Origin of the sequence: Bacillus cereus group sp. BfR-BA-01349 (assembly GCF_022663795.1) — a bacterium.
Taxonomy (GTDB): domain Bacteria; phylum Bacillota; class Bacilli; order Bacillales; family Bacillaceae_G; genus Bacillus_A; species Bacillus_A cereus.
The window spans coordinates 1-13,011 of record NZ_JAKUGE010000007.1; the positions used below are offsets into that span (position 1 = coordinate 1).

Sequence of the window (13,011 nt, forward strand, 5' to 3'; positions counted from 1 at the left end):
AACTTCACGGCCTTTCCCCGATAGAATATCGGGAAAAGGCCGTGGCATAATACTCTTTTTATTACTGTCTACTTGACAGGGAGATGACCAGCGTACGCTCATTGCTTTTCTTAATTTATTAAAGCATAACCCCAACGATAATCGCTGATAATATACTTACTAACGTTGCACCGTATACAAGTTTTAAACCGAATGATGATACAACGTTTGCTTGTTTGCCATCGATACTCTTCGTTGCACCTGCGATAATTCCGATAGATGAGAAGTTCGCAAATGATACAAGGAAGATAGATAAAATACCTACTGTACGAGCTGATAAATCACCAGCTACTTTACCAAGGTCAAGCATTGCAACGAATTCGTTCGTTACTAATTTTGTTGCCATAATTTGTCCTGCTTGTAGCATCTCTGATGTTGGAATACCCATTACGAATGCTAATGGTGAGAAGATATATCCTAAAATGCTTTGGAATGTGATTCCGAAAATTGAATCGAATACACCGTTAATTGCTGTAATTAATGCTACGAAACCGATTAGCATCGCCGCTACTGTTACAGCGATTGAGAAACCAAGCATAATATATTCGCCTAACATTTCAAAGAATGTTTGTTTCTTGTCTTCTTGTAATTCTAAAATATCGTCTTCTTCTTTTACTTCATATGGATTAATGATATGAACGATAATGAATCCACTGAATAAGTTTAATACAAGTGCTGTTACTACATATTTTGGATCAATCATTTTCATATAAGAACCGACGATTGACATCGATACTGTAGACATTGAAGATGCACAAAGTGTGTATAAACGATTTTTCGGTAATTTGCTTAGTTGATCTTTTACTGTAATGAATACTTCCCCTTGACCAACGATTGCAGCTGCTACCGCATTATATGATTCTAGTTTTCCTAAACCGTTAACTTTACTTAATAGGAAACCGACTGCACGAATGATAATCGGTAAAACTTTAATATGTTGCAGAATCCCGATTAATACTGCTAAGAAAATAATCGGTAATAATACTGTTAAGAAGAATGGTGCTTGTCCATCGTTTGCTAGACCACCAAATACGAAATTAACCCCAGCTTCCGCAAATTTTAAAATAGCGCCAAATCCATCTGCGATCCCTTTTACTAATACGAATCCGACCTTTGTATTTAGTAAGAAATACGCAAGTACCAATTGAATGACAAGCATAAGTGCAATTGGTTTATATTTAATTTTCTTACGATCTGAACTGATAAGGAAACCTAGTACAAACACTACAAGTAAACCGACTAGAAACATTACGAACTTCATATGTGAATCCTCCACTTCTCCCACGAGTTATTGGTCGTATAACGTATAACGAATGACGTCTGACCATTGTTGTTAAAAAAATTTTAACCCTCTAAAACTATTCAACTGTCATCTAAAATCAGTAAGCGTTTACATAAATTGCAATTTATAAAAGGTAGCTTCTTCTCTCCTACCATAATTGAAAGTCTGAAATTGATACCACCTACAAATCAAATTGTAAGCGTTATCTAGACGAAATGCAATATAAATTTTAAAAGATTTTTATATGTTAATATATTCCTAATTAATTGGTTTTTTCATGCAAATTTACCATAAAAATAGCCCTAGCTATGAGCTAGGACCATCCTTTTTCACCCCGATTGGTGAGGGCTAATAATGATCGTGGGATAAAGCCACCCCACTGATTAAAGTTTCACTTTATAACATAACACCAACGATAATCGCTGATAGAATACTTACTAATGTCGCACCGTACACAAGGCGTAGACCGAATGATGATACAACATTTGATTGATTTTCATCGATACCTTTCGTTGCACCTGCGATAATTCCGATAGATGAGAAGTTCGCAAATGATACAAGGAATACAGAAAGGATACCAACTGTACGAGCCGATAAATCACCAGCTACTTTTCCAAGATCAAGCATCGCAACAAACTCGTTTGATACTAATTTTGTTGCCATAATTTGTCCCGCTGTTACCATCTCAGCTTGAGGGATACCCATTACGAATGCTAATGGTGAGAAAATATATCCTAAAATAGCTTGGAATGTAATACCGAACATTGAATCAAACAAGCTATTAATTGCTGTAATTAATGCTACGAAACCAAGTAACATAGCTGCTACTGTAATCGCAATCGTGAAACCAAGCATAATGTACTCGCTTAGCATTTCAAAGAATGATTGTTTTTTCTTATTTTCTAATTTCAGTGTATCTTCTTCTTCTGTAATATCGTACGGGTTAATAATATGAATGATAATGAAACCACTAAATAAATTTAATACAAGTGCTGTTACTACATATTTCGGTTCGATCATTTTCATATAAGAACCAACGATTGACATCGACACTGTCGACATAGAAGATGCACATAATGTATATAAACGATGTTTTGGGATTTTACTTAATTGATCTTTTACTGTAATAAATACTTCTGCTTGTCCAACAATGGCAGCTGCTACTGCATTATATGATTCTAGTTTTCCTAGACCATTTACTTTACTTAACAACGTACCAATAGCACGAATAAATATCGGTAAAATTTTAAAGTGTTGCAGAATTCCGATTAAAACCGCAAAGAATACGATTGGTAATAGCGCTGTTAAGAAGAATGAAACCTCTCCTTTATTAACAAGACCACCAAATACGAAAACGATTCCAGCTTCCGCATATCCAAGAAGTGCGCCAAATCCATCTGAAATTCCTTTTACTAAAATATAACCAACTTGCGTATTTAATAAGAAATAAGATAATGCTAGCTGAATAATAAGCATAATTGCGATTGGTTTATACTTAATCTTCTTTCGATCGGCACTTATAAGAAAACCGAGTACAAACACAACGAGTAATCCTACAAGGAACATAACAAACTTCATTAATAAAATCCTCCATTTAACTCTTCATTAACGTTGAACGTCTGACCATTCAAAACAAGAAATAATCCGAACTTTCCATTTCTCCTCCGTAACCTTCGATTGGATAGGAAATGTCATAAAAACTCTTTGTTTCAAAGGCATTTTCCATTCTAACATAAATCACAACTCATATCCGCACTTTTCTTTAAAAAATTACATTTAATTATGAAATGCTCATAAATGTTCGTCTTTTACCATCTATAAACAACTGGATAAAACAAAAAATGAGCATCAAGTTTCACTTGATGCTCACCTCATTATACTGCTTTTTCTTTATCAGCTACTGCTGACTTATCCCAGCACTCTGTATTTTTCAAACCTGGAATAGAATCCGCATAGAATACCGGATCTTTCCCTTGTTTCTTTTGCTTTACGTAATCTGATAATGCCGCAAAAGCATACTTAGAGAGGAATACAATCGCCACTAAGTTAATAACAGCCATAATACCCATGAATAAATCTGCTACATCCCAAACGATTTGAATTGTCGCTACAGATCCTAACATAACCATACCAAGTACAGCAATGCGGTACGCTGTTAATAGCACTTTACTTCCATTTAAGAATTCAATATTTGTTTCACCATAGTAGTAGTTACCTACTAATGAACTAAATGCAAACAAGAAGATTGCAACTGCTACAAATATAGAAGCCCATGGACCGATATGTTGACTTAACGCCTGCTGCGTTAATTGAATTCCATTTAAATCAGCTGCATTATGCACATCTGATAAAAGAATAATAAATGCTGTACAACTACAAATTAATAATGTATCTGTAAATACCCCTAAAGTTTGAATAAAACCTTGTTTAACTGGATGCGTTACGTTTGCAGTCGCTGCTGCGTTCGGCGCACTACCCATACCTGCTTCATTTGAGAATAACCCACGTTTTACCCCTAATAAAATCGCAGCTCCTAATCCTCCGCCTACTACTTCTTTAATTCCGAAAGCATGTAAGAAAATTTCTTTAAATACATATGGAATTGACGTAATGTTTGTTACGACAACGAATAATGCCACTGCTACATAAATAATTGCCATTACTGGAACAATCATTTCAACCGCGCGTGCAATTCGTTTTACTCCACCGAAAATAATAACTGCAAGTAAACCAGCCATAACAAGACCGACTAATCTACTATCTGTTTTGAATGCCCCATCAAAAGCTGCCGCTACAGTATTAGACTGTACAGCATTAAAAATCAATCCGAAACTTACTGTTATTAGAACAGAGAACACAACACCTAACCAGCGTTTATTTAAACCCTTTTCCATATAATACGCTGGGCCCCCACGGAATGCATTCCCATCTTTCACTTTATAAATTTGCGCTAATGTGCTCTCTACAAATGCAGAAGCACCCCCAATTACCGCGATTAACCACATCCAAAATACTGCTCCTGGACCACCCGCTGAAATTGCGATAGCTACACCAGCTAAGTTACCAGTACCTACACGAGAAGCTGTACTCATACAAAATGCTTGGAATGATGATACGCCACTCTTCTCTTTTTGCGCTTTCCTCGTTTTCGAGCTTGCTCCATCCCCAAGTAATCGAATCATTTCACCGAAGTAACGAACTTGGACAAATTTCACACGAAATGAAAAATAGAGCCCTAACCCAATTAACATCGCAATAATGACATATGACCAAAGGATATTATTTACATCCCCAATTACCCTAGCTAAAAAATCCATATTTGCATTGCCCCCTCTTCCTAACAATAAGAAAATTATATTCTAAAAACTTTTAGTAATCAAGAACTTTATGTTAGGTTTTATGACATGATTGCGTTAACTATCTTAACATACGTGTTTTTTTCATAAAAATATAGCTATTACATGCATTTATCCAATACTCAATCTCTTATCCTCTTCGACCAGCCATACTTTTAAAACAGTACGTTCCCCACAAATAACGAGAGGAACAAACAAAAAGTTATATTAATAATTACCCCTCACCCTTTTCATCATTTACTACAACAAAAAAGGCGAGCATCAAATTTACCTCGATGCTCGCCTTTTCAATTACACTGCTTTTTCTTTATCTGTCCACTGGCTTATCCCAGCACTCTGTATTCGTTAAACCAGGAATAGAATCTGCACTGAAGACTGGATCTTTCCCTTGTTTCTTTTGCCTTACATAGTCTGCTAATGCTGCGTACGCAAATCGACCAAGAAGTGTAATCGCAATTAAGTTCGTTATTACCATTAGACCCATAAATAAGTCTGCCATATTCCATACAACTTGAAGCGTCGCAACAGAACCGAATAATACCATTCCAACTACCGCAATACGGTAAATTGTTAACCACGTTTTGCTTTGCTTAATAAATTCAATATTTGTTTCACCATAGTAGTAGTTTCCTAGAAGTGAACTGAAAGCGAATAAGAAAATAATAATCGCTAAGAAACTGCTCGCCCATGGGCCAATTTGTGAGCTTAATGCATTTTGTGTTAATTCAATACCTTCTAAGTTCGTTGCTTTATATGCACCAGAACATAGTACGATAAATGCTGTTGATGTACATACTAAGAATGTATCTACTAAAACACCAATTGTTTGAATAAAACCTTGTTTAGCTGGATGCGTTACATCAGCCGTCGCTGCCGCGTTTGGTGCACTACCCATACCTGCTTCATTCGCAAATAATCCGCGCTGAATACCATATTTCATCGCAGCACCGATACCACCGCCTACAGCTGAATCTAAACCGAATGCACCTTTAAAGATTTCTGTAAACACATCTGGTAGTAAATAGAAGTTTTTAATAACAACAAAAATCGCTACTGCAATATAAAGAATTGCCATTGGTGGAACAATCATTTCCGACATACGCGCGATACTTTTTACACCACCAAAAATAATAACCGCAACTAATACTGCTAATACAATCCCAACAACGTAACGCTCAATACCAAATGCATTTTTAAACGCTAATGTAACTGTATTTGCTTGTACTGAGTTGAAAATTAAACCGTAACTAATTGTAATCAGAATAGAGAACCAAATTCCCATCCAACGTTTATTTAAACCTTTTTCCATATAATAAGCAGGACCACCACGGAAGCCACTGCCATCTTTTATTTTATAAATTTGTGCAAGCGTACTTTCGACGAAACTTGAAGACGCTCCGACAATCGCAATAACCCACATCCAAAATACCGCTCCAGGTCCTCCCATAGAAATAGCTAACGCTACACCAGCTAAGTTACCGATACCAATACGAGCTGCAGAACTCATACAAAATGCTTGGAAAGAAGATACACTGCCTTTTTTACGCGTCTTTCCAGTTAACCCATCACTCATTAAACGAACCATTTCCCCTAAATGAGTAATTTGTACGAATTTCAATTTAATAGAAAAATAAAGACCTAAACCAATTAACATTGCAATAAGAATATATGACCAAAGAATTGTATTCGTTGACGAAACGAATTGTTCCAAAATATTCATACAATTACCCCCTCCTTTTCTCCATAAAACGAATTATATTTAAAAAACATTCAAAAATCAACATTTTTCGACAATTTGCAATTTCCAAATATTAGACAGGATCGCAGTAATAATACCTTTATGACTACCCTCCCTCTAATTGTGTATACTAAGACAAAAAATAAATCTACAAACTACCCCATTGACAAAAGTGTCTACCTGTAACTATAATGATTACATCAGGTTGTAACAAACTTTATTACAACAAATTCATTTACTTTCAGATATACACTTTAACAAAACACTTTGGAGGGATTTATTATGAAAATCGGAATCATCGGAGCAACTGGTAAAGCAGGAAGTCGTATTTTAAAAGAAGCATTAGATCGCGGACATGAAGTAACTGCAATCGTAAGAAACGCTGCAAAAATTACAGAAGAAAACGTAAAAGTTTTAGAGAAAGATGTATTCTCTCTTACATCTAACGACTTGCAAGCATTCGATGTCGTTGTAAATGCATTCGGTGCTCCAGCAGGCGAAGAACACCTTCACGTAGATGCAGGAAACGTACTAATTGAAGCTATGAAAGGTGCCCCTAACACAAAATTACTTGTAGTTGGCGGCGCTGGAAGCTTATTTGTAGACGAAGAAAAAACAACACGTGTATTTGATACACCAGGTTTCCCGAGCGAATACCTTGCAACAGCTCAAAACCAAGGTAAAAACTTAGAAATCTTAAAGCAAACAAATGATATCACTTGGACATTCATCAGCCCTTCTGCACTATTCGCATTAGGAAAACGCACTGGTTCTTACAAAGCTGGCAAAGACAACCTTCTTGTTAACGCAAAAGGTGATAGCTACGTAAGTTACGAAGACTTCGCAGTTGCAGCACTTGATGAAATCGAAAATCCAAAACATGTAAACGAACGCTTCACAGTTGTTTCTGAAGCTGAATAATAGAAAAAGCTCGTAAAACATAATGTTTTACGAGCTTTTTTTATTATTGCACTTGCTCTAAACCATTTGGAGTAATCTTAAAGGAAATTTCTTTAAACTTTTTCTTATCTCCTTTTCCAACTAACTCACTATTTTTATACCAATTCAAACGATCTGATTCCGCATGATACACTTTCACTACATCTCCATATTGGAAGGAAGTTCCGTTTACTTGCTCAGCAAAATTCTTTGAAGTTTCTTGTCCTTCTGCTGTTACATGTTTTTTCTCCGTTCCATTTTGATCATATAGGGTAATTCCCATATATAATTCATTTTTAAAGTAACTATGAATTTGTTCATTTGTATGCGTTACATGTAGCTTCTTATCTTCATGATTGAACGTTACAATAGAACGAATATCATCACCCAGCCCTTGGTATACAAGACTATCTCCATACGTTACTGTTAGAGGAACTTCTGTCACTTGCTTATTTCCAAACATATCTTTCGTTTCTACTTTTACTTTTTGTTCACCGATTTTTGATGTAGTTGGTTTCTCTACAAATCCAACTACCTCTCCATCTTTTACTTCAACAAAATTTTTCGCGTCTAACTGTTCGCTATCAGTTCCAATTACTACTTTTTGTGGCACTGCTTTTACTTCTTGCAACATATCCATTCTCTCAAAGCCTTTTTCTGTTACTTTGAAGAATAGTTCTTTTGCCCCTTTTTTCTCACCTTGACCAGTAAGTGTATTATTTTGATACCATTTCAAACGAATCGGTTCTGCGTGGAATACTTTCACTACATCTCCATACTCGAACTGCATACCATTCACTTGCTTCGCAAAGCTCTCTGATGTTTCTTGTCCCTCTGCTGTTACATGTTTTTTCTCTTTTCCTTCTCCATCGTATAACGTAATCCCCATGTATAGCTCTTTATTAAAATACTCATGAATTTCGCTATCCATATCAGTTGCATGGAATCTCTTCTCTTCGTGCTTTAAAGTTACAATTGAAGCAATATCATTTCCATATCCTGCATATGCAATGCTATCTCCATAAACCACTTCTAATGGTACTTCTGTTACTTGCTTATTTCCAAAACGATCTTTCGTTTCTACTTTGGCTGTTTGTTTTCCGATTTTCGTTGTAGTTGGCTTTTCTACAAAGCCAATTACTTCTCCGTCTTTCACTTCAACAAAGTTTTTCGCTTCTAGCTTTTCTGCTTCTGTTCCGACTACTACTGTTTGTGGCTTTGCTGTTACTTCTTGCAATGATTTTAATCTCTCAAATCCATTTTCAGTAATTTTGAAGAATAATTCTTTTATTTCTTTATTTTTTCCTTCTCCCACATATAAACCTTTTTGATACCAATGTAAACGTGAAGACTCTGCATGGTATACTTTCACCACATCTCCATATTCAAATGCTAACCCATTTAATTCCTTGGCAAGAACTTCTGTATTTTCCAAGCCTTTTACCGCTACATTTTTCTTCTCTCTTCCTTCTTTATCGTACAGTGTGAACTCAAAATACTTTTCATCTTTAAAGTAATCATGAATTAAATTTTTTGTATCTGTTGCACTAAATTTTTTTGTACCATGATGTAGAGTTACGGTTGACTTCAAATCTCCCTCCCTAGTATAGTTCAATCCATATACAAGTAGGCTATCCCCATATCCAACATTCACTACAACTGGAATAAAATTCTTATTCCCTTTTCTATCTACAATTTCTACTTTTACAGTTTTTTCTCCAACTTCAGGCTTATCTTGCATAATCACACCTGTTGTCTTTACACCTTCTCCTAAATTCTGTACAAGTTCCTTTGCTTTTTTCTCATCATGTGTAGTACCGATTACTACATTTTGTATTTTTTCATTATTTGGCTCGCCATATGGAACTTCATATAACTCAGTTTGTTTTTCACGAATTGGATTGCTATCTGTAGATAACCATATTTCTTTTTCTAATTTTGGTAAATTTAATTTTTCAATCTTTTCTCTCGTAGCATCATTTGCAAATAATCCCCATTTATCAAAGAAAGGAATTAAATTTTGTCCTGCCACTTTTGACGTCATATAAATAAACATCTGCTTTTTCTCTTCATCAGATTTAGGCAGTTCTGTGTCATGTAACAAACGATACATTTGATGTAAATTCGGATAGAATTGATCCCCATAAGCTAAATGTAACTGCCAAAACATAACTAATTTCTCAAATACATCCATCTTTTCTTGTGCATCCGGTTTACCTAAATAAGCAAATGCAGCTTCATAGCGCCCCTCTTGCTCTAACCTTGTTTTATGCCCGAATGTAGTTTGAACTGCCAAAGAATAAATATTAACGGTTACTTCTCCAAGTCCATCCCATAACCAAGTGTCTTGTTGATGTTGATGTCCAACTTCATGCCAAGGCCCCCATCCATCATTAGTTAACTCTTCTAGATTTAGTACTGACTCTAAATTGCCTTTACTATAAGCTGTTCGATAATAAGTCGCATACATATAATCGTCTGTATACCAGTCTTCAACAAAATGAATGGAATGTTTACCTTGATTCGCAACACCCGCACCATCTTTTGATAAACCTGATATCTTATGTTCTATATTAATTATTTCATCGTGCTTCTTTAATAACTCAGCTGGATCTTCTTGCTTCAAATGTTCCGCCACAGTTTCAGGATGCATAGTTAATAAACTATTTTCTCCCTTCATTTCTATTGCATATGGATCAGGATTCTCTGCCAACATACGCTTCCAATCTTTTGTCGTATGCTTTCCTAAAATAAATAAAGGATTTGATGTACCACCTTTTTTCACTTTAGCCACTACTTCTCCTGTGTTGTGATAATTATAAAAGTATAATAGCCCCCCATTTGGAGAAGAAATTTTATTCTCACCAGAATTTAAGTTGAATTGTTTAGGTTCTTCTTTTTCATAAGAATATGTACCAATATAAGCTTTAATCTGTTGAGTCCCTTCTACTTGAATAACTACTTCTTCACCTGGCTTTACATAAATGCCAGTTGGTTCATAAGGAGAAAAACTCATTCGACGCTGATGCAACTCACGCATCCCTTCTACATCACCTTTTGGCAGCAATTGATACACTCGCTCTTCTTGCTGTTTCTCCTTATCTTCAATCGTCATCTCTGCATACACCTTAGGTAATTCAAGTCCATATGGCGTCAATAACGTAGCTAAACAAACACTAGCTACTAATACCCTACTTGTCTTTTTCTTCGACATAATCTGTGTCCCCTGTTCCTTTATTTAGATAAACTATCCTATATATTCACCCAATAAGTAATCCTATTATTTCTATAAAAACATTTGATGAATGGACTAACACCTCGCGCACCTGTATCTATTACTACCGCATTTCTCTCCATGCATTCGCTTTCTTACATTGTAAAATTTTTATGTAATATGCCCTCCTCACTTCTCTCTATTTGTGATGAGTTCTCTTGCTACATAAAAAAGAGAATAGTAAAAGATATTTGTCAGTATTGTCATCTATACATCTAAAAATAAAAATAGCAATAAAAACTTACATTTTCTTCATATATGACCATCTATAGGTAGTTTTTCCAACTGAATTTTACACGCTTTTACCTTCATTTAATAGCCTCCCCCCAAGAATAATATTACAATTTTGTGAATTTAATCTATTAATCGTAACGTCAGGATTTTATTATATTTATATTATTTTTAAATATAATTTAACCTTTAAAAACACTATTTCTATCCATTTTATTTTTTTCAATATAACTTTTATCCTCACATACAAAAAGCATTGGCATACGCCAATGCTTTTTTATTATCTCTTTTGATTCGGTTTATGCGGTTCATTTGGAGTATATGGCTTATTTGGTTTATTTGGAGCCTCAGCCTTTTTCCAACTTACCGCTAACTCTGGACTTGTTTTTTCTTCACTACGCTCAAGTAATACTACTGCATTTTGAATAGTCGGTGTACCTTTATGCGCAATCCCTTGTAATTTCGTTAAATTTCCTGATACTTTAAAGCTAAATCCACCAGCTGGTGTTTGTTTCGGAATTAAAATGCGGAACTTTTCTCCTACATTAAATTCTGTTTTTGTTTCGCCTTTTTCATTTGCAAATTTCACGCCCGCTGGTGCACCTGTTGCTTGCACTTTATACGTTCCGCTTTTTGCATTTGTTTCTACTGTATATAAACCTGTTTCAAAAAAATCATTTTTTAATACTGCTTCTTGTTCTTCTGTAGGAGTTACACTCATCGTAATTTCTTGTAACTCTTCACTAGCGCTTGCTTTTGCAACGATGTCTTTCGTTACTTTCTCTACATTTTTATTGCGGAAATCCAAATCATTAATATCGATTTGTTTTAACGCATTCCACACTGCAAGCTGCGTTGCGTAATGTGCTTCTCTCCAATCAGAAACACCTAATTCTTGTGGACTCTTTTGTGGATATCCATTCAATAGTACACGGTATACGTTAATATCCACTTTCCCCATTTCCGGTAAATCTTGACCGCTTGGAGATTTCAAATCTACATTTAAGCAAAAAGCAATTTTGCCATCTGCGGTTTTAATAAGCTCTGTTCGAATTGGTTTCTTCTTTGACTTACTATAACTCCAATTCATTTCATACTTTGTATGGTCCATAACTTCTGCAAATGCTTTTTGAAGCGGGAATAACACAAATAAAACACTTAAAAACATAGCTAAAATCTTGAACGATTGCTTTATATTCATGTTTACAGCCCCTTATCACAAACTTAATACTAAGTAGTATTTATTTAGAAACTATTTTTATGCACAAAAAAAGAGTGCTTTTACGCACTCTTCTTTCTTACTTTAATCTTAGAAATCGAAGTTATCAGGATCCGGACCAACGCGGTGATTTTGATTTAACGCATCGATTTTTTCCATATCTTCTTTCGTTAATTCGAAATTAAATATATCGGCATTTGCAATAATGCGGTGTTCTTTCGTTGATTTCGGAATAGTGATTACTCCATTTTGAAGATCCCAACGTAAAATAACTTGCGCTGTTGTTTTACCGTGTTTCTCAGCAATTTCTTGTAATGTTTCATTATCTAATAATTGACCTTGCATAAGTGGTGACCATGCTTCCATTTGAATACCTTGTTCTTTACAGAAAGCTTGTAATTCTTTTTGTGTTAAACGAGGGTGGTATTCTACTTGGTTAATCATTGGTTTAATTTCTGCATCTTTCATTACATCTTGTAAGTGACGGATTTGGAAGTTACTCACACCAATTGCACGTACGCGATCTTCTTTATAAAGTGTTTCTAGCGCTCTCCACGTATCTTTATATTTTCCTTCTACAGGCCAGTGAACAAGATATAGGTCTAAATAATCTAGCTCTAATTTCTTTAAGCTCTCTTCGTATGCAGCAATTGTTTCTTCGTATCCTTGATCTGCGTTCCATACTTTCGAAGTGATAAATAATTCTTCTCTTGAAATACCAGTCGCTTCAATACCTGCACGGATTCCTTCACCTACAGCTTTTTCATTTCCGTAAATTGCAGCTGTATCAATGCTGCGGTATCCCGCTTTAATCGCCGATTTCACTGCTTCTACAAGTTCTGGTCCATCCTCTACTTTAAATACACCTAAACCGAACCAAGGCATTTCTACACCATTATTTAATACTGTTTTACTTTGTAAGTTTTTCATTTT

The 13,011-nt window shown here is 35.3% G+C and carries 7 protein-coding genes and 1 pseudogene; 1 reads left to right on the forward strand and 7 read right to left on the reverse strand.

Annotation, left to right across the window (positions count from 1 at the left end):
• Nucleotides 1-118: 118 nt before the first annotated feature.
• From MR169_RS05885 to MR169_RS05900, 4 genes and pseudogenes are all read right to left on the reverse strand, one after another.
• Entirely contained in the window at nucleotides 119-1,300 is a 1,182-nt protein-coding gene (locus tag MR169_RS05885; protein WP_000673874.1) for a NupC/NupG family nucleoside CNT transporter, read from the reverse strand.
• 417 nt (nucleotides 1,301-1,717) lie between these two features.
• A complete protein-coding gene (locus MR169_RS05890) occupies nucleotides 1,718-2,899 on the reverse strand; it encodes a NupC/NupG family nucleoside CNT transporter (protein ID WP_000673839.1) in 1,182 nt (393 codons plus the stop codon).
• Between the two features lie 296 nt (nucleotides 2,900-3,195).
• Entirely contained in the window at nucleotides 3,196-4,638 is a 1,443-nt protein-coding gene (locus tag MR169_RS05895; RefSeq protein WP_000346417.1) for an alanine/glycine:cation symporter family protein, read from the reverse strand.
• 330 nt (nucleotides 4,639-4,968) lie between these two features.
• Nucleotides 4,969-6,397: pseudogene (locus tag MR169_RS05900) on the reverse strand (alanine/glycine:cation symporter family protein).
• 300 nt (nucleotides 6,398-6,697) lie between these two features.
• Here MR169_RS05900 and MR169_RS05905 point away from each other — a divergent pair.
• Nucleotides 6,698-7,336 carry an NAD(P)-dependent oxidoreductase gene (locus MR169_RS05905; RefSeq protein ID WP_086392864.1) on the forward strand — a complete coding sequence of 213 codons (639 nt, stop codon included), beginning with the start codon at nucleotides 6,698-6,700 and terminating at the stop codon, nucleotides 7,334-7,336.
• Between the two features lie 43 nt (nucleotides 7,337-7,379).
• Here the strand turns inward: MR169_RS05905 and MR169_RS05910 are convergent, their stop codons facing one another.
• The 3 genes from MR169_RS05910 to MR169_RS05920 form a co-directional block, all read right to left on the reverse strand.
• Nucleotides 7,380-10,568: a putative mucin/carbohydrate-binding domain-containing protein gene (locus MR169_RS05910; protein WP_000038397.1), complete on the reverse strand. Its 3,189-nt coding sequence runs from the start codon at nucleotides 10,566-10,568 to the stop codon at nucleotides 7,380-7,382.
• A gap of 571 nt (nucleotides 10,569-11,139) precedes the next feature.
• The gene (locus tag MR169_RS05915; RefSeq protein WP_001022514.1) at nucleotides 11,140-12,060 is read right to left on the reverse strand and encodes a thioester domain-containing protein; all 921 of its coding nucleotides are present in this window, start codon (nucleotides 12,058-12,060) and stop codon (nucleotides 11,140-11,142) included.
• 108 nt (nucleotides 12,061-12,168) lie between these two features.
• Nucleotides 12,169-13,008: an aldo/keto reductase gene (locus MR169_RS05920; protein ID WP_016118862.1), complete on the reverse strand. Its 840-nt coding sequence runs from the start codon at nucleotides 13,006-13,008 to the stop codon at nucleotides 12,169-12,171.
• Between the last annotated feature and the right edge of the window lie 3 nt (nucleotides 13,009-13,011).

Bases quoted from the DNA above. Each gene is read 5' to 3' on its own strand.
- MR169_RS05885 (WP_000673874.1), bottom strand. From the start codon at position 1,300: ATGAAGTTCGTAATGTTTCTAGTCGGTTTACTTGTAGTGTTTGTACTA.
- MR169_RS05890 (WP_000673839.1), bottom strand. From the start codon at position 2,899: ATGAAGTTTGTTATGTTCCTTGTAGGATTACTCGTTGTGTTTGTACTC.
- MR169_RS05895 (WP_000346417.1), bottom strand. From the start codon at position 4,638: ATGGATTTTTTAGCTAGGGTAATTGGGGATGTAAATAATATCCTTTGG.
- MR169_RS05905 (WP_086392864.1), top strand. From the start codon at position 6,698: ATGAAAATCGGAATCATCGGAGCAACTGGTAAAGCAGGAAGTCGTATT.
- MR169_RS05910 (WP_000038397.1), bottom strand. From the start codon at position 10,568: ATGTCGAAGAAAAAGACAAGTAGGGTATTAGTAGCTAGTGTTTGTTTA.
- MR169_RS05915 (WP_001022514.1), bottom strand. From the start codon at position 12,060: ATGAATATAAAGCAATCGTTCAAGATTTTAGCTATGTTTTTAAGTGTT.
- MR169_RS05920 (WP_016118862.1), bottom strand. From the start codon at position 13,008: ATGAAAAACTTACAAAGTAAAACAGTATTAAATAATGGTGTAGAAATG.